Source organism: Arhodomonas sp. KWT, from assembly GCF_010993615.1.
Genome location: NZ_WNXE01000023.1, coordinates 1 through 18,283, shown reverse-complemented (window position 1 = coordinate 18,283; position 18,283 = coordinate 1). Strand labels below are relative to the sequence as shown.

At 68.7% G+C, this 18,283-nt stretch carries 14 protein-coding genes; 9 read left to right on the top strand and 5 right to left on the bottom strand.

The window, feature by feature from the left end; translation table 11 throughout:
* The 5 genes from nosZ to G7A99_RS06465 form a co-directional block, all read left to right on the top strand.
* Positions 1-1,378, top strand: a 1,378-nt coding sequence (gene nosZ / locus G7A99_RS06485) for a TAT-dependent nitrous-oxide reductase (RefSeq protein WP_163139254.1), incomplete at its 5' end; no start/stop codon positions are given.
* Positions 1,379-2,671, top strand: coding sequence for a nitrous oxide reductase family maturation protein NosD (locus G7A99_RS06480; protein ID WP_163139253.1), 1,293 nt, complete (start codon positions 1,379-1,381; stop codon positions 2,669-2,671).
* On the top strand, positions 2,668-3,591 hold the full coding sequence (locus tag G7A99_RS06475) for an ABC transporter ATP-binding protein (RefSeq protein ID WP_018719027.1): 924 nt from the start codon (positions 2,668-2,670) through the stop codon (positions 3,589-3,591). The genes G7A99_RS06480 and G7A99_RS06475 overlap by 4 nt, the downstream gene beginning before the upstream one ends.
* Positions 3,588-4,409, top strand: a complete 822-nt coding sequence (locus G7A99_RS06470; RefSeq protein ID WP_163139252.1) for an ABC transporter permease subunit — start codon at positions 3,588-3,590, stop codon at positions 4,407-4,409. Before G7A99_RS06475 ends, G7A99_RS06470 begins: the two co-directional genes overlap by 4 nt.
* A complete protein-coding gene (locus tag G7A99_RS06465; RefSeq protein ID WP_163139251.1) occupies positions 4,409-4,993 on the top strand; it encodes a nitrous oxide reductase accessory protein NosL in 585 nt (194 codons plus the stop codon). The genes G7A99_RS06470 and G7A99_RS06465 overlap by 1 nt, the downstream gene beginning before the upstream one ends.
* An 807-nt stretch (positions 4,994-5,800) precedes the next feature.
* Here G7A99_RS06465 and G7A99_RS06460 read toward each other — a convergent pair.
* The 3 genes from G7A99_RS06460 to G7A99_RS06450 form a co-directional block, all read right to left on the bottom strand.
* Positions 5,801-8,602, bottom strand: coding sequence for a valine--tRNA ligase (locus G7A99_RS06460; RefSeq protein WP_018719711.1), 2,802 nt, complete (start codon positions 8,600-8,602; stop codon positions 5,801-5,803).
* A gap of 109 nt (positions 8,603-8,711) precedes the next feature.
* Positions 8,712-9,140 (bottom strand): phage holin family protein, encoded by a 429-nt coding sequence (locus tag G7A99_RS06455; RefSeq protein ID WP_018719710.1) that lies wholly within the window; start codon positions 9,138-9,140, stop codon positions 8,712-8,714.
* Positions 9,141-9,144: 4 nt separating this feature from the next.
* The gene (locus G7A99_RS06450; protein WP_018719709.1) at positions 9,145-9,417 is read right to left on the bottom strand and encodes a YqjD family protein; all 273 of its coding nucleotides are present in this window, start codon (positions 9,415-9,417) and stop codon (positions 9,145-9,147) included.
* A gap of 194 nt (positions 9,418-9,611) precedes the next feature.
* Between G7A99_RS06450 and G7A99_RS06445 the strand changes: the two genes are divergently transcribed.
* The 4 genes from G7A99_RS06445 (at position 9,612) to G7A99_RS06430 (ending at position 14,103) form a co-directional block, all read left to right on the top strand.
* Positions 9,612-10,982, top strand: coding sequence for an L-serine ammonia-lyase (locus G7A99_RS06445; RefSeq protein ID WP_163139250.1), 1,371 nt, complete (start codon positions 9,612-9,614; stop codon positions 10,980-10,982).
* Positions 10,983-11,096: 114 nt separating this feature from the next.
* Positions 11,097-11,483, top strand: a complete 387-nt coding sequence (locus G7A99_RS06440; RefSeq protein WP_018719707.1) for a rhodanese-like domain-containing protein — start codon at positions 11,097-11,099, stop codon at positions 11,481-11,483.
* 46 nt (positions 11,484-11,529) lie between these two features.
* A complete protein-coding gene (locus tag G7A99_RS25845; RefSeq protein WP_018719706.1) occupies positions 11,530-13,083 on the top strand; it encodes a phospholipase D family protein in 1,554 nt (517 codons plus the stop codon).
* 102 nt (positions 13,084-13,185) lie between these two features.
* Positions 13,186-14,103 carry a cation diffusion facilitator family transporter gene (locus G7A99_RS06430; RefSeq protein WP_163139249.1) on the top strand — a complete coding sequence of 306 codons (918 nt, stop codon included), beginning with the start codon at positions 13,186-13,188 and terminating at the stop codon, positions 14,101-14,103.
* A 582-nt stretch (positions 14,104-14,685) separates the two neighbouring features.
* On the opposite strand, the gene G7A99_RS06425 is transcribed toward G7A99_RS06430, so the two are convergent.
* Together G7A99_RS06425 and dctP are read right to left on the bottom strand one after the other, a co-directional pair.
* Positions 14,686-16,884, bottom strand: a complete 2,199-nt coding sequence (locus G7A99_RS06425; RefSeq protein ID WP_018719704.1) for a TRAP transporter large permease subunit — start codon at positions 16,882-16,884, stop codon at positions 14,686-14,688.
* Between the two features lie 99 nt (positions 16,885-16,983).
* Positions 16,984-18,120: a TRAP transporter substrate-binding protein DctP gene (dctP, locus tag G7A99_RS06420; protein ID WP_018719703.1), complete on the bottom strand. Its 1,137-nt coding sequence runs from the start codon at positions 18,118-18,120 to the stop codon at positions 16,984-16,986.
* Positions 18,121-18,283 lie beyond the last annotated feature (163 nt).

The window sequence follows — 18,283 nt, the reverse complement described above, 5'->3', positions numbered from 1 at the left end:
GACCGCCATGCACGGCATGCGCCCGCAGAAGGTGCCGCACACGCGCTACGTCTTCGTCAACGGCGAGCACCGGGTGCCCGTGCCCAACGACGGCCGCGACCTGGACGACCCGAGCAAGTACCACGCGATCTTCACGGCGGTGGACGCCGAGAAGATGGAGGTCGCCTGGCAGGTCATCGTCGACGGCAACCTCGACAACAACGACTGCGACTACCAGGGCAAGTACACGTACTCCACCTGCTACAACTCCGAGGAGGGTACGACCCTGGAGGAGATGACCGCCCAGGAGCAGGACTGGGTGGTGGTGTTCAACATCAAGCGTATCGAGGACGCGGTGGCCGCCGGCAAGGCGGACATGATCGGCGGCGTGCCGGTGGTCGACGGCCGCCACGGCTCGCCCTACACCGCCTACATCCCGGTGTCCAAGAGTCCGCACGGCATCAACACCGCGCCGGACAAGCAGCACGTGGCCATCAACGGCAAGCTCTCGCCGACGGTCTCGCTGATGGACGTCACCCGCCTGGACGATGTCTTCGCCGGCAAGATCAAGCCCCGCGATGCCATCGTCGCCGAGCCGGAGCTGGGTCTCGGGCCGCTGCACACCGCCTACGACGGGCGCGGGAACGCCTACACCACGGCGTTCATCGACAGCCAGATCGTCAAGTGGGACATGGCCAAGGCCATCCGGGCGTACAACGGTGAGGACGTGAACCCCATCGTCCAGAAGCTCGACGTCCATTACCAGCCCGGCCACAACCACACCTCCATGGGCGAGACCCTGGAGGCGGACGGCAAGTGGCTGGTCTCGCTGAACAAGTTCTCGAAGGACCGTTTCCTCAACGTCGGTCCGCTCAAGCCCGAGAACGACCAGCTCATCGACATCTCCGGCGACGAGATGAAGCTCGTCCACGACGGGCCCACGTTCTCCGAGCCCCACGACATCACCATCGTGCGTGCCGATCTCATCCAGCCGAGGCAGACCTGGGACCGCAAGGACCCGATGTTCGCCGAGACCGTGAAGATGGCCGAGGCGGACGGCGTCAACCTCATGGGCGGCAACAAGGTGGTGCGCGACGGCAACAAGGTACGGGTGTACATGTTCTCCGTGGCACCGAAGTACAGCATGGACGAGTTCCGCGTGAAGCAGGGCGACGAGGTGACGGTCGTGGTCACCAACATGGATACCGTCGCCGACGTGACCCATGGCTTCACCATCGAGAACTACGGCCTGGCCATGGAGATCTCGCCCCAGCAGACGTCGTCGATCACCTTCACGGCGGATCGCCCCGGGGTCTACTGGTACTACTGCCAGTGGTTCTGCCACGCCCTGCACATGGAGATGCGCGGGCGCATGCTGGTCGAGCCGAGGGAGGCCTAGGTGCCGGTGCGCACGCCGGCGCCGGACCCCGACCGCCGGGCGGCATCGCCCGTCCGGTGGCTCGCCGGTCTGTGCCTGCTGGCCGTCGCGGTGGCGGCCTGGCCGGCCGCCGCGGCGTCGCTGGCCGAGCGCGTGCGCGATGCCGGGCCGGGGGCGGTGATCCACCTCGCCCCCGGCACCTATCACGGCCCGGTCACCATCGACCGGGCCCTGACCCTGGAGGGCGAGCCCGGGGCGGTGATCGTCGGCGACGGCGAGCACAGCGTCGTCACCGTGACCGCGCCGGACGTCGTCGTCCGCGGCCTCACCATCCGCGACTCCGGCAGGAGCCTGGCCGACATGGACGCGGGTATCACCCTGACCCAGGCGGCACGGGGGGCGGTGGTCGACGGCAATCGCCTGGAGGGCAACCTCTTCGGCGTCCACGTCGCCGGTGCGCCGGATGCGCTGGTGGCCAACAACGTCGTCATCGGCCTGCGCGGCCGCCACATGAGCGAGCGCGGCAACGGCGTGTATCTCTGGAACGCCCCGGGCACGCGGATCATCGGCAACCGCTTCCGCTACGGCCGCGACGGCATCTTCTCCACCACGAGCAAGCGCAACCTCTTCGCCGGCAACCGCTTCGAGGACCTGCGCTACGCTGTGCACTACATGTACACCAACGACAGCACCGTCCGGGACAACGTCTCCGTGGGCAACCACGCCGGCTACGTGATCATGTACTCCAGCCGCATCGCCATCCGGCGCAACGTCTCCCGCAACGACCGCGATCACGGGCTGATGCTGAACTTCGCCAACCACAGCGAGATCGCGGGCAACGCCGTCATCGACGGCAGGGGCAAGTGCGTGTTCATCTACAACGCCAACATCAACGTCTTCCGCGGCAACCGCTTCCGCGGCTGCGACATCGGTGTGCACTTCACCGCCGGCTCCGAGCGCAACACGCTCGTGGGCAACGCCTTCATCGACAACCGCACCCAGGTCAAGTACGTGGGTACGCGCAACGTGCGCTGGTCGAAGGACGGGCGGGGCAACTACTGGAGCGACCAGACCGCCTTCGACCTGGATGGCGACGGCATCGCCGACCAGCCCTACCGCCCCAACGGCCTGGTCGACCAGGTGATGTGGCGCACACCGGAGGCCAAGCTGCTGATGTCGAGCCCGGCGGTGCAGATGCTGCGCTGGATGCAGTCGGCGTTCCCCACCATCCGTCCCGGCGGCGTGGTCGACGAGGCCCCGCTGATGCACCCGCCGGCGCTGGCGCCCAACGTGGCCGCGGAGGTGGCGGAATGAGCGATGCCGTGATCGAGCTCCGGGGCGTGGAGAAGCACTACGGCCGGTTCCACGCCCTGCGCGGCATCGACCTCGCCGCCCGGGACGGGGAGCTGCTGGCGCTGCTCGGCCACAACGGCGCCGGCAAGACCACCCTGCTCAAGATCCTGCTCGGCCTGACCGGCGCCAGCCGCGGTCACGTGCGGGTGCTCGGCGAGCGCCCCGGCACGCCCGCCGCCGTCGCCTCGCGGGCGCGGATCGGCTTCCTGCCGGAGAACGTGGTCTTCGCCGGCGGCATGACCGGGCGCGAGGTCGCACGCACCCTGGCGCGGCTGAAGGGCCGGCCGGTGGCCGAGTCGGAGGCGCTGCTGGAGCGGGTCGGGCTCACGGATGCCGCCGCGCGGCCGGTGCGCACCTACTCCAAGGGCATGCGTCAGCGCCTCGGACTGGCCCAGGCACTGATCGGCCGGCCCCGTCTGCTGCTCCTCGACGAGCCCACCACCGGCCTGGATCCGGTGCTGCGAAGGACGTTCTACGCCATCCTCGCCGAGCTCCGGGGCGAGGGCACCACGATCCTCGTGTCCTCCCACGTGCTCGCGGAGATGGAGCTGCACACCGATCGCGTCGCGATCATGCGCGGCGGCGAGCTCACCGCCTGCGACACCCTGCCGGGCCTGTGCAGCGCCGCGGGCCTGCCGGTCCGGGTGCGGGTGCAGCCCGGCGACGGCGCCGCGGCGCAGTGCCTGTTCGAGGGCACCTGGCCGGCCCGGCGCCAGGCGAACGGCGGGGTGGAGCTGCAGATCGCCGCGGACGAGAAGATGCCCGTGCTGCGCTGGCTCGGTGGACTGCCGGACGGCGCGGTGACGGACGTGGGTATTCACACGCCGAGCCTGGACGAGGTGTATGCCCACTTCGCCAGTGCCGAAGGGGAGGGCGCATGAGGGGCGTTCTGGTGATGGCCGGCCGGGAGATCCGTGCCGGGCTGCGCAACCGCTGGGTGGTGGCGGCGACCGGCGTGCTCGCCGTGCTCGCGCTGGTGCTGGCGTTCCTGGGCAGCGCCCCCGCCGGCGAGGTGGGCGCGGACGCGCTCACGGTCAACGTCGTGTCGCTGTCGTCGCTGTCCATCTACCTGCTGCCGCTGATCGCGCTGATGCTGAGCTACGACGCCATCGTCGGCGAGGCGGAGAACGGCACCCTGCTCCTGCTGCTCGCGTATCCCGTCTCGCGCTGGCAGGTGCTGGCGGGCAAGCTCATCGGTCATGCGGCGATCCTCGCGTTCGCCACGGTGGTGGGTTTCGGCCTGGCCGGTGCGGCGATCGCCGCCACGGGCGAGGTCGACGCCCAGGGCGTGTACGCCTTCGCCCTGCTGATCGGCTCATCCGTGCTGCTCGGCTGGGTGTTCGTCGGGGTCGGCTATCTGCTGAGCGCGGTGGTGCGCGAGCGCAGCACGGCGGCCGGGCTCGCGATTGCGGTGTGGCTGCTGCTGGTGGTGCTCTACGACCTCGCGCTGCTCGGCGGTCTGGCGGTTACCGGTGGTTCCGGGCTCATCGGCCGGCTGGTGCCGGCGCTGCTGCTGCTCAACCCGGCGGATGCCTACCGCCTGCTCAATCTCGCCGGTCTCCCCCAGGTGGCCGCCTTCTCGGGGCTGGCCGCCGCGGGCCGGGGCGTTGCCGCCTGGGCGCCGCCGGTGGCGCTGCTCGCGTGGGTGGCGGTGCCGGTGGCGGCCGCATGGCTGGTATTCCGCAGGAGGGCACTGTAATGCTGAGGCCACGCTTTCGTTTGGGACTTCCCGGGGTCGTGCTGCTTGCCGTACTGCTGGCAGGTTGCGGTGAGGGCGGTGAGTCCGCCACCGCGCCGCCGGCAGTGGCGCCGACGCGGGAGGCGCTGACCTACTATGGCGGCATGATTCTGGTGGACCACCGCGGCCCCAAGGCGCAGATCCACCTGGCCTCCCGGGACGAGCCGCTGTGGTTCCCCCAGGTGCGCAATGCCGTGGCCTTCACGATGTCGCCGGAGGAGCCGGACGACATCACCGCGATCTACGTCACGGACATGGCCGCCGCCGGGGAATGGAGCTCTCCGGGGCAGTGGATACCGGCGCAGGACGCGGTCTACGTGATCGACAGCGAGTGCCGCGGCGGCATGGGGGCGCTGGAGGCGGTGCCGTTCTCGGAGCGTGGGGCCGCGCAGGCGTTCATTGAGCTGCACGGCGGTGCGCTGGTCGACTGGGACGCCATCCCGAAGGACTACATCCTGGAGCGTTCCATCGCGGTAATCGATTCCCCGACGATGCAGGGGATGGATGGCGGGGGCGGCTGCCGGCGGCTGGCGCCGGCGCAGTAGCACTTTGGCGGCACGCCCGTCAGGTGAAACGTCGCACGCCTTGGGCGCACGACCTACGCGCGCGCAGCCGGAGGTGGGTCGTGCACGGCCGCACGACCATGTGCGACAGGGCTCCTCGGTGTTCGCCGGCGCGCCATTGAGGACGTCGCACGCCTTCGGCGCACGACCGCCGCGCGCGTGCAGCCGGAGGTAGGTCGTGCACGACCGCACGACCGTGTGCGACAGGGCTCCTCGGTGTCCGCCGGGGCGCCATTGAGGACGTCGCACGCCTTCGGCGCACGACCTACCCGCGCGTGCAGCCGGAGGTGGGTCGTACACGGCCGCACGACCATGTGCGACAGGGGTCCTCGGTGTCCGCCGGGGCGCCATTGAGGACGTCGCACGCCTTCGGCGCACGACCTACGCGCGCATGCGACCGGAGGTGGGTCGTGCATGGCCGCACGACCGTGTGCCACAGGGCTCCTCGGTGTCCGCCGGGGCGCCATTGAGGACGTCGCATGCCTTGAGCGCACGATCTACGCGCGCGTGCAGCCGGAGGTAGGTCGTGCACGGCCGCACGACCGTGTGCGACAGGGCTCCTCGGTGTCCGCCGGGGCGCCATTGAGGACGTCGCACGCCTTCGGCGCACGACCTACGCGCGCGTGCAGCCGGAGGTAGGTCGTGCACGGCCGCGAGGCCGTGTGCGACATCGCGGCCACGGCGGGGAAGGGTCCGCGTTGACCCTGGACCGTCGTCGGACCGGGGCAGGCATTGCCGCAACGGGAACTGCGGGTGCCCCGTGCGGGGCACCGCCGCCGGTGATCCGGCTCAGCCGGGGATGCGTTCGACGCGCTCGTACTGCTCGTTGAGCCGTGCCAGCGCCGATTCGAGTTCGGCCAGCCGGTCCCGCTCCTTCTGCACCACGGATTCCGGGGCGCGGGAGACGAAGTTCTCGTTGGCGAGCTTGGCGCTCACGCGCTCGTGATCCTTTGCCAGGCGGCCGCGCTCCTTGTCCAGCCGGGCGAGCTCGGCGGCCTTGTCGATGAGCCCGGCCATGGGCACCAGCAGCTCCATCTCGCCGATCAGGGCGATGGCGGACTCCGGGGCGTCGTCCCTGGCGACGAAGTCCACCGACTCCAGCCGCGCGAGCGCGGCGAGGTAGTCGCGGTGGCGCGCCACGCGGGCGCGGTCCGTTTCCGAGGCGTTCACCAGCAGCACGGGCAGGGCGCGGTTGGGCGATATGTTCATCTCGCCGCGGATGCGGCGCACGCCCAGGATCACCTGCTGGACCCAGGCGATCTCCGCCTCCGCCTCGCTGTCCTCGCGCGCGGTCTCCGGCGCCGGGTAGGGCTGGCGCATGATGGTCTCGCCCTCCACGCCGGCGAGGGGGGCGACCCGCTGCCAGATCTCCTCGGTAATGAAGGGCATGAACGGGTGGGCGAGCCGCAGCACCGCCTCCAGCACCCGCACCAGGGTACGCCGGGTGCCGCGGCGCTCGGCCTCGCCGGCGTTCTGCAGGACCGGCTTGGAGAGCTCCAGGTACCAGTCGCAGTACTCGTCCCAGATGAACTCGTAGAGCGCCTGCGCGGCGAGGTCCAGGCGGTAGCCCTCCAGGCCGTCGATGACCGCGGCCTCCGCGCGCTGCAGCCGTGAGATGATCCAGCGGTCCGCGTGGGAGAGGCTCACCTCGCCGCCGTCGACGCCGGTGTCCTCGCCCTCGGTGTTCATCAGCACGTAGCGGGCGGCGTTCCAGAGCTTGTTGCAGAAGTTGCGATAGCCCTCGACGCGGCCCATGTCGAAGACCACGTCGCGCCCGGTGGTGGCGAGGCTGGCGAAGGTGAAGCGCAGCGCGTCCGTGCCGTGGGCGGCGATGCCCTCGGGGAAGTGCCGGCGGGTCTGCTTCTCGATCTTCGGGGCGAGCTGCGGCTGCATCAGCCCGCTGGTGCGCTTGGCCACCAGGGATTCCAGGTCGATGCCGTCGATGATGTCGATGGGGTCGAGCACGTTGCCCTTGGACTTCGACATCTTCTGGCCGTCGGCGTCGCGCACCAGGCCGTGGATGTAGATCTCGTGGAAGGGCACGTCGTCCATGAACTTCAGCCCCATCATGATCATCCGGGCGACCCAGAAGAAGATGATGTCGAAGCCGGTAACCAGCACCGAGGTCGGATAGAAGGTGCGCAGGGCGTCGGTGTCCTCGGGCCAGCCGAGGGTGGAGAACGGCCACAGCGCCGAGGAGAACCAGGTGTCGAGCACGTCGTCGTCGCGGGTGAGGGTCACTTCGTTGCCCAGCCCGTGGAACGCGCGGGTCTCCGCCTCGTCGTGGCCGACGTAGACGTTGCCGGCCTCGTCGTACCAGGCGGGGATACGGTGGCCCCACCAGATCTGGCGGCTGATGCACCAGTCCTGGATATCCTCCAGCCAGTTGAAGTAGGTCTTGTCCCAGTTGCCCGGGATGAAGCGGATGCGCCCGCTGGAGACCGCCTCGATGGCCGGGCGGGTGATCATCCGCCGGCCGCCGGGGCGCCCGTCGGGAAGCTCCTCGCGGGTGAGGTCCACGAACCACTGGTTGGTGAGGTAGGGCTCGATGACCGCGCCGCTGCGGTCGCCCCGGGGCACCATCAGGGTGTGGTCCTCAACGCGCTCGAGCAGTCCCGCGGCGTCCAGGTCGGCGACGACGCGCTTGCGCGCCTCGTAGCGGTCGAGCCCGCGGTAGGCCTCGGGGGCGTTGTCGTTGATCGCCGCCGAGGGCGTGAGCACGTTGATCTGCTCGAGATCGTGGCGCAGGCCGACCTGGTAGTCGTTGAAGTCGTGGGCCGGGGTGATCTTCACGCAGCCGGAGCCGAACTCCGGGTCCACGTAGTCGTCGGCGATCACCGGGATCTCGCGCTCCACCAGGGGCAGGCGGATGCGGTGGCCGATGAGATGGCGGTAGCGCTCGTCCTCCGGGTGCACGGCCACGGCGGTGTCGCCGAGCATGGTCTCCGGGCGGGTGGTGGCCACCACGACGTGGCCGCTGCCGTCCGCCATCGGGTAGCGCATGTGCCAGATGTGGCCCTTCTCCTCCTTGGACTCGACCTCCAGGTCGGAGACGGCCGTGTGCAGGACCGGGTCCCAGTTCACCAGGCGCTTGCCGCGGTAGATCAGGCCCTCGCGGTAGAGGCGCACGAAGGTCTCGCGCACCGCCGCGGACAGCCCCTCGTCCATGGTGAAGCGCTCGCGGGACCAGTCCACGGACGCGCCCATGCGCCGGAGCTGGTTCTGGATGGTGCCGCCGGACTCCTCGCGCCACTGCCAGATCCGCTCCACGAAGGCCTCGCGCCCGAGGTCGTGGCGGGTGCGCTCCTCGCCGGCGAGCTGGCGCTCGACGACCATCTGGGTGGCGATGCCGGCGTGGTCCGTGCCGGGCTGCCAGAGCGTGTTACGCCCGCGCATGCGCTGAAAACGGGTGAGCGTGTCCATGATCGTGTCCTGGAACGCATGGCCCATGTGGAGGGTGCCGGTTACGTTCGGCGGCGGGATCATGATGCTGTAGGGCTCACCCTGCCCGGAGGGCGCGAAGTAGCCGTTGCGCTCCCAGGTCTCGTACCAGCGGGGCTCGATGGCGCGCGGATCGTAGCTCTTCTCCATTATCAGGCATCCCGACGGTTGCAGGGTTGGGCGGTAAACCTGCAAGTATAACGCAGCCGTCGGGTATCAACAGCCGCAGACGCGCGCGCCGCGGCGGCTGTGGAACGGTTCAGCGCTTCGGCATCAGCAGGTCCCGCACCGCATGGCGTGCCCGCGGACTCACCCCGAGGATCACTCCGGCGGCGAAGGCGGCCCCGGCGGCGGTCTTGCGGTTGCTGCGGATGGCCGTTGCCAGGTCCTCGCCCAGGCGGGCGGCGGCGTCCACGCCCATGTCGCCGTCTGCCCGGTCACGGGCCTCGCCCGTCCGCTGTGGCGCACGGGCGAGGCTGCGCAGGCTCAGCACCAGCAAGGCCGCCACGATCAGACCGCCGACCCCGACGACGGCACCTGCCGCCGCCGGGGACATGACGCTCGTGAGCGCCATATAGGCGGCGGCCGCCAGGAAGCCGAGCCCGCCGAGCGCGAAGAACGTGGCGAAACCGGCAATCAGCATCGCCGTAAGGGCCCGGGCCAGGGCCTCGCTGATACGCTCGCCCATGGGCTTAACGACGGCCGTGCAGCAGCAGGCCGGTGATCAGTCCGCCGATGAACATCACCAGGACGCTGGTGAGGGGGCGCTCGCTGATCTCCCGCTCGACACTCTGCTCCGCCTCGTGGGCCCTGTTGCGCGCCTGGGAGGCGCCCTCGCGCACGCGCTCGTAGGCCTGATGGCCGCGCTCGGAGGCAAGCTCGCGCACCGTGCCGGTGAGCCCGCGGAGGTCCTCCTGAAGCTGATTGATATCGTTGCGCAGCTTGTCGTAATCCTGCTCAGCCATGATGGCGTCTCCCTTTCGTTGTTACAGAAAATCCCGTTCCCCAGTCAGCAGTTGGGGATTGCGTGACGTGATTTAAATGGCACCCGCGGCGATGTCGCCGTGGATGTGCCGGGCGTCGCTTTCGCTCAAGCGCGTGCCATTGCGGGGGAGTATCAATAAGACATTAATACGCTTCCCCGGTAGCGGAGGTGGCGATGGCGGTGAGCATCTTCGAGCTGTTCAAGGTAGGGGTCGGCCCGTCGAGCTCGCATACGGTAGGACCCATGCGGGCGGCGCGGCTGTTCGTGACCGCGCTGGCGGAGGAGGGCAGCCTCCCGCGGGTTGCCGGCGTGCACGTGGGGCTCTACGGCGCCCTCGCCGCCACCGGCCGGGGCCACGGCTCGGATACCGCGGTCATGCTCGGCCTGGAAGGGGAGGACCCGGAGACCGTGGACATCGAGGCCGTGGACGAGCGGGTGGGCGCGATCCGCGAGCGGGGTCGCCTGCGCCTTGCCGGCGAGCACGAGGTCGCGTTCCATCACCGCCGCCAGCTCGTGATGAACAAGCGAAGGAGCCTGCCCGCCCATCCCAACGGCATGTGCTTTACCGCGGTGGACGGCGATGGTGCGGTGCTCGCCGAGCGCACGTTCTATTCCGTGGGCGGCGGCTTCGTGGTGGAGCCGGACGAGTCGGGCAACGCCCGCGTGGTCGCGGACACCACGCCCCAGGCATACCCCTTCCGCACCGCCGCCGAGCTGCTGGGCCATTGCCAGGAGACCGGCCTGCCGGTCAGCGCGGTGATGCGCGCCAACGAGCGGGCCTGGTGGGATGACGACGGCATCAGCGTGGGGCTGTGGCGTATCCACGATGTCATGGCCGCCTGCGTCGCCAACGGCTGCGCCCGCGACGGCGAGCTGCCCGGGGGCATGCACGTGCGCCGCCGGGCGCCGGGGCTGCACGAGCGGCTGCGCGAGCGCGAGGACCGCGGCGACCCGCTGGACGTCATGGACTGGGTCAGCCTGTATGCCATCGCTGTCAACGAGGAGAACGCCTCCGGTGGCCGGGTGGTGACGGCGCCCACCAACGGCGCGGCGGGCATCATCCCGGCGGTGCTGCACTACTACACCGGTTTTCGTGATGGTGACGACGCCGGGGTCGAGCGCTTCCTGCTCACCGCCGGTGCTATCGCGGTGCTCTACAAGGAAAACGCCTCGATCTCCGGCGCCGAGGTGGGCTGCCAGGGGGAGGTCGGCGTGGCCTGCTCGATGGCGGCCGGCGCGCTGGCAGAGGTCCTCGGCGGCACGCCGGAGCAGGTGGAGAACGCCGCGGAGATCGGCATGGAGCACAACCTGGGCCTGACCTGCGATCCGGTGGGTGGACTGGTGCAGGTGCCCTGTATCGAGCGCAACGCCATGGGCGCGGTGAAGGCCATCACCGCCGCGCGCATGGCGCTGCGCGGCGACGGCCGTCATTTCGTCTCCCTGGACCGGGTGATCCGCACCATGCGCCAGACCGGCGCGGACATGAAGACCAAGTACAAGGAGACCGCGCGGGGCGGGCTCGCGGTGAACGTCACCGAGTGCTGAGCCGTTCCCCGCCTGCGGGGGCGCCCGGACTGTCGGGAAAACGCCCCACCGCGCGGATGCGCGGGGTCGTGTTATCGTCCTTCCGAACCGCAGACCACCAAAGGGAGGACGGCGATGGAGACGCTCAGCGTCGAGGACGGGACCCTGGAACAGTGGGGGCCGAAGGAACTCTACGAGGCCTTCCAGCGCGGGGAGGTGGCGATCATCGACGTGCGCACCCCCCAGGAGTTCGCTTTCGAGCACATCAAGGGTGCGCTGCTCTCGCCCCTGGCGACCTTCGATCCGGCAACGCTGCCCAGCCAGGAGGGCAAGCGGCTGGTCTTCCACTGCGGCTCCGGTGTGCGCTCGCGCCGGGTCGCGGAGGCGTGCCTGCGCTCCGGCCATGACCGGGTCGCCCACCTGGAAGGCGGCTTTGCCGCGTGGAAGGGGGCGGGGCTGCCGTATGTAGCCATCGACCCGGCCACCGGCGGACAGCACGTCGTCGGCGGGCGCCAGGACTGAGTGGCGGTGTGACGCCGTGTCACACGCCTGAGCCCACGGGCGCCCGGTGACCCCGCCGGCCGGAAGCGGTCCGCGCCGGGGCAAGCGGCGCCGGCGCCCGCTGATCCTGCTGCCGCGGCGTCGCCGCGGCGCGGCGCAGGCGCAGGAGCGCTCGGCCTCGCTGCCCGTCAGCGAGGCGGTGCTCACCAGCCTCGGCCGGGCGGTCACCGACCGCCTCGCCGAGCATCCGGACTGCAGCGGCATCCACCCGTTGCCGAATCCGGTCAACGCCTTCTCCGCCCGGGTACTGCTCGCCGAAGCCGCCGAGCGCACCCTGGATGTCCAGTACTACATCTGGCAGAACGATCTCACCGGCACCCTGCTGCTGACCGCGCTCTACGATGCCGCCGAGCGCGGCGTGCGGGTGCGTCTGCTCCTCGACGACAACGGCATCGACGGACTGGACCGCACCCTGGCCGCCGTCAACGCCCACCCGAACATCGAGGTGCGGCTGTTCAACCCCTTCACCCTGCGCTGGCCCAAGTCTTTGGGCTTTCTCACCGACTTCGCCCGCGCCAACCGCCGCATGCACAACAAGTCGTTCACCGCCGACAACCAGGCGACCATCGTCGGCGGGCGCAATATCGGCGACGAATACTTCGGCGCCGGCGAGGGCGGGGTGTTCGCGGACCTGGACATCCTCGGCGTCGGTCCGGTCGCGCAGGACGTCTCCACCGATTTCGACCGCTACTGGGCCAGCGCCTCGGCCTGTCCGCTGGAAGCCATACTGGCGCCGCCGGAGTTCGCAGAGCCCGGGCTGGACGCGGCGGAGGCGACGCTCTCCGCCACCCCCATCGCCCGTGCCTACCTGGACGCGGTGCGCGGCAGCAGCCTGGTGCGGGATCTGGAGTCCGGCGGCCTGGCGATGGAGTGGGCGCGCACGGAGATGCTGAGCGACGACCCGGCGAAGGGCCTGGGCCGGGCGCCACCGGAAGGGCTGCTGACCCACCGGCTGGTGGGCCTGATCGAAGGCGCGCAGCGCTCATTCAACCTGATATCGCCGTACTTTGTGCCCGCCGGCCGGGGCACCGGGCTGCTCGGCGGCCTGGTGGCGCGGGGCGTGGCCACGCGGGTGCTGACCAATGCGCTGGAGGCCACGGATGTCGCACTCGTGCACGCCGGCTACATGAAGCGGCGCCGCGCGCTGCTGGCCGCCGGGGTGCGCCTGTTCGAGATGCGGCGGCACTCACCGAAGGGTGACTGGAAGGACATCGCCGGCCCGTTCGGCATCTCCGGCGCCAGCCTCCATGCCAAGACCTTTTCCGTGGACGGCGAGCGGGTGTTCGTCGGCTCGTTCAACTTCGACGCCCGCTCCGCGAACCTCAACACCGAATCGGGCTTCCTCATCGACAGCCCGGAGCTCGCCCGGCGCATCGACGAGGCGTTCGACACCACCGTCGCGGAGACCGCCTACGAGGTCCGCCTCAACGGCGGTGCGTTGCAGTGGGTCGAGCACGACGGTGGCACCCCGGCCGTCTATCGCCGCGAGCCCAACACCGGTTTCGCCCGCTGGCTCGTGCTGCGGCTGCTCTCGTGCCTGCCCATCGAGGCGCTGCTCTAGGCGGGCAGCCGTTACCCCGGCTCCGGCGCGTTGTCCCTGGCCCGAGTCCGGGCGGCAGGGTATGGTCATCGGCGCCAGCCCAAGGACAAGGAGGACCGCCCCATGGCGGGTTCGAGCAAGAAGGTCATCTTCGCCGCCCTCGGCGGCAACCTGCTGATCGCATGCACCAAGTTCGTCGCGGCCGTATTCACCGGCAGCTCCGCCATGTTCTCCGAGGGCGTGCACTCGCTGGTCGATACCGGCAACCAGATCCTGCTGCTCTACGGCATGCGTCGCGCCGCCCGCCCCGCGGATGCCGAGTACCCCTTCGGCTACGGCAAGGAGGTGTACTTCTGGAGCTTCGTCGTGGCGATCCTGATCTTTGCCGTGGGCGCCGGTATCTCGCTGTACGAGGGCATTCATCACATCATCGCGCCGGCGTCGATCAGTGACCCGTTCGTGAACTACATCGTCCTCGCCCTGGGCATGGTCTTCGAGGGGGCGGCGTGGTTCTTCGCCTGGACCGAGTTCAGCCGCGCCAAGGGCAAGCGGGGCTACCTGGAGGCGGTGCGCCGCGGCAAGGACCCGACCATGTTCGTGGTCCTCTTCGAGGACTCCGCCGCCATGCTCGGTCTGCTCACGGCCATGGCCGGCATCTTCCTTGCCGAGTACACCGGGCTGCTCTGGCTGGACGGCGTGGCCTCGGTGATCATCGGCTGCATCCTCGGCGCCACCGCCATCTGGCTGGCGGTCGAGACCAAGGGGCTGCTCATCGGCGAGGCCGCCAACCGGCCGGTGATCGACGGCATCCGCGAGCTCGCCGCGGACGTCCCCTCCATCGAGCGTGTCCACGAGGTGCTGACCATGCACATGGGGCCGGACTTCCTGCTCGTGAACATCAGCGTGAAGTTCGCCCCCGGGACCGTCGCCGCCGATATGGAGGCCGCCATCGCCGGCCTCGACGGCCGCATCAAGGAGGCCTACCCGCAGGCGCGCCGTATCTTCGTCGAGGCCGAGGGGCGTGCGGAGGCGGGACCCTGAAGGCGGCTGGCGTGGGTCCTGTCCCGTTTCCTGCCGTCAGGCGTGGACTCGCATCCACGGGGCCAGGCCTGGCACCCCGGCCGTAGGGCTCGAGCCCGACCTCGATACGCGATGGGCCGGTGATCCCGATAAGGCGCGGTGGGAGCCGTGGGCGCCCCGGCGGCTCATAGGCGCGCCACCACGCCTCCCATTTCGATGCCCGACGAGGCCCGCGCCAACCGCCATGGCAGCCGGTGCCCCTCCACGCATGAGGTGATAGGCGGGGAAGGGGCCGTCACCCCGCGCGGCCGGGGTGGGCGGATGCCATGGATCACCGGGGCGCGGCCCTGACCATGACACCGAAGTTCCTACTCAAGGCAGGAAAACGACGGACCGGCAATCCATTGCCCGTCGCCAGCATTTGCGCCCCCCGGGTGGCTGCTTCAAGAAAGCCCCGGCGGGATGTCGAGGAGCACTGGTGCTGTCGCCGTCGACACGAAACCGGCCTAGCCCGGAATCGATACCGCACGCGCCATGCCTTGCCCACCCCGCCCTCCCACCATGCAGCTCGCGTGAATAAACACTAGTTCTGATGACAGCGCATTAATGGCCGCCGTAGACCTTGTTGGGCAGCCAGGTGATCAGGTCCGGGAACAGCACCACCAGCGTCAGACCTACCAGCTGAAGAGCCAGAAACGGCAACGCCGACTTGAAGATGGTAGACATCGGTATCTCTGCCGGCGTCACGCCCCGTATGTAGAACAGCGCGTAGCCGAATGGCGGACTCAGGAACGACATCTGCATGTTCACCAGATACAGCACGCCGAACCACAGCGCCACGTTGCCCGGCTCCACGCCGTCCAGCCCGAACAGGCCGTTGAACTCCAGGCCGCTGATCAGCGGCACGAAGATCGGCACCGCGAGCAGGAGGATGCCCACCCAGTCCAGGAACATCCCGAGGAAAATGAGGATGAGCATCATGATCGCGAGGATGCCGTAGGAGTGCAGACCGGAGCCACGGATCAGCTCCTGCACGAACTCCTGTCCGCCCTGGAGGATATAGAAGCCCACGAAGATAGTGGCGCCGAAGGCGATCCAGAGCACCATCGCGGTGGCCTTCAGCGTCGTCATGCAGGCCGCGTGCATATTCGGCCAGGTGAGCCGGCCGTGCATCAGGGCAACGATCATCGCGCCGAGCGTACCGATACCCGCTGCCTCCACCGGCGTCGCCAGGCCAGTGAAGATCACGCCGAGCACCAGAATGACAAGCGCCACCGGTGCCAGCATACCGCGCAGCAGACGCATCTTCTCCGTGAAGCTGACACGGTCCTCCGGCGGTAGCGGCGGCGCCGTGCCGGGCTTCAACGTTGCCCGCAGCCAGACGTAGGCCATGTACATGCCCGACAGAAGCAGGCCAGGGATCACCGAGCCAATGTAGAGCTCGCCGACGGACTGCTGTGCCACCACGCCGTAGATGATGGCGAGGATCGACGGCGGGATCAGGATGCCGAGCGTGCCGCCGGCCATGATCGAGCCGAGTGCGATCTTCGGGTCGTAGTTGCGCTTGAGCATTGCGGGCAGGGCGATGATGCCCATGGTCACCACCGCCGCGCCGATCACACCCACCATCGCGGCCAGCAGCGTGGACGCGAAGACGGTGGCGATGCCGAGACCGCCCTTCAGCCCGCCCATCCACTTGTAGATGACGTCGAACAGCTCCTCGATCAGGCCCGCCTTCTCCAGGATCGCCGCCATGAAGATGAACAGCGGTATCGCGGAGAGCTGGTAGTTGGTCATCAACGGGAAGATCCGCGATGGGATCAGGTTGAGCATGTAGTGATCCCCGATCAGGTATAGGAACACCACGCCCAGGCCGCCGGTGACGAAGGCCAGCGGCAGGCCGCAGAGCAGCACCACAAGCAGCGAACCGAACATGATCCAGGTAATGGAGCCGATGCCGACGTCACCCAGACTGCTCTCCAGCGTGAACAGGAAGTAGCCCTCGTCATAGAAGGCGATGTTGATGAGCTCGATTACCGTAATGGCCACGATGGCGAGGCCGATAACGAGCAGGATGCGCGACAGCAGCAGTCCCTCGGTGTGGAGCCGTACCGCCTGACGATAGATCTGGACGTCCTTGATGAAGCGTGCCAGCCCCTGCAACAGCAGCAGCACGCCGCCGAAGAAGATCGTGAACTTCACTGGGTAGTACTCGATCGCCCACTCGGTGAAGGACACCTCGTTGCGATAGCCGGTCGCGAAGAAGAAGTGCTCACCCGACATCGCCTGGGAGAAGAAGATCCAGCCGGTGAAGATCAGGGCCCACATGAAGATGAAGAAGAACGTCGCCGTGACCAGATCCAACGACGCCCGTGTCAGGGGCTTGAATCGGGCGTAGAGCACGTCGACACGCACATGGCCGTCCTCGCGTAGCGTGTAGGCGCCGGCCACCAGGTACTGCATGCCGAACATCAGGAACATGGATTCGTGTACCCAGTTCGTCGGGGAGTTCAGCGCATAGCGCACGAACACCTCGTAGCTGTAGACGAACGGGGCGATCATCGCCCAGTAGCCGACGTAGCGGCCGGTAAAGCCCGAGATCGTGTCCGCCAGCCGGGTGATGGCATTGCCCGGCGCCTCCGGCACCTCGCCCGCCGTGGGGACCTCCTCGGTGGACGTGCCGCTGACCGTGCCCCCGCGGCGGAAGCTTCGGTCGACCATGAACATCACGACCAGCGGACCGATGAGCAGCACCGACCAGTACAGCCAGTGCGGCAATACGAAATTGACCTGCAGGTTCATCGATAATCTCCGCACCAACGGCCGCGCCCTCCCTGGCGCGGCACGCAGTGAAATCGGGGGCTCCCTTAAAGGGAAGGCCCCCGCCCCCAGACGCGAGATTCAGATATTGAGCTCGTGGCCCTTGATGTCTTCTTCGGTGATCACCGCGACGGCGGGATCCTGCATCGTCTTGAGATGGATCTGGAAGAACCGGGCCGCGTCGGGGTCCTTGTTGGCCCACTTGAACCACAGCGGGATGGCGGCCTTGCGGAACTTGTCCGCGTCGTCTTCGGAGAGGTGAATGACCTCCACGCCTTTCTCCGCGTACTTGGGCCACGCCTTGGCGTTGGCCGTCTGGATGGCGGCGTAGTGCTCGCGTGAGTAGGCCGCGACCAGCTCGTGCATGACGTCCTGGGTCGCCTTGGACATCTTCTCGTAGACGCGGCGGTTGACCGAGAAGTCCATGAGGTCGACCGGCTGGTGCAGGCAGGGCGTCGAGGGCGGGCCCATGATGATGTAGTCCGCCACCTGCCAGAAGCCGAGCTCGTAGTTCACCGCGGCACCCACGTAATCGGCGGCGTCGATGGTGCCCTTCTCCAGCGCCGGGTAGACGTCGGAGCCCGGGAGCAGCGTGGTACGGGCGCCCACGGACGCGAACGTCTCCGCCACGATGCCGCCGGGCATGCGCAGCTTGACGCCCTTGAAGTCGTCGAAGCTGCGCAGCGGCTTCTTCGAGTGGATGAGGTTCATGTCGTGGTGGATGTAGCCTAGGAACTCCAGCCCCTGCTTGTGGTAGAGGTCCTTGACGAAGCCCATGCCGCCGTAGGCGCCGAACATCATGTCCCAGTGGTGGGGCATGGATAGCGCCATGGGGTAGGAGCTCATGAATACGCCGGCGGGCATCTTGCCGGCCCAGTACACCGTGAACCAGTTCATGCCGTCGAGCACGCCGTTGCGCACGGCGTCGGCGAGCTCAAAGGCGCCGGCGACGGACCCCGCCGAATACGGTTCCACCGTGACCTCGCCGCTGGTCAGCTCCTTCACGCGCCCCGCCCAGCTTTCGAATGTCTTATAGCCGGTAGTGCCCGCCTGCCAGGAGGTCTGCACGCGAAGCTTGATGCCGTTGGCCGCACTTGCATTGCGGATGTAGGGCGCACCCAGTGCCGCCGCGCCGCCCGCCCCAAGGGCCGCGGTCTTGAGGAATTTGCGTCGGCTGGTACCGGCGCGCTCATCAGGACGATCAGTATTCTCGGTCATGCCGCTCTCCTCCTCATAAAGACCCTGCCAGGCGCTCTTTCGCTTCCGCCTTGTCACGCCCTTCTGAAAGGGGCGCTCGCCGTAAAGCTTAGTCGACTACCGCCGTCTTACACGTCGATCGGTGACGCGCTGGATCTCGCGGTTGCGGGGGGACGCATGCTGC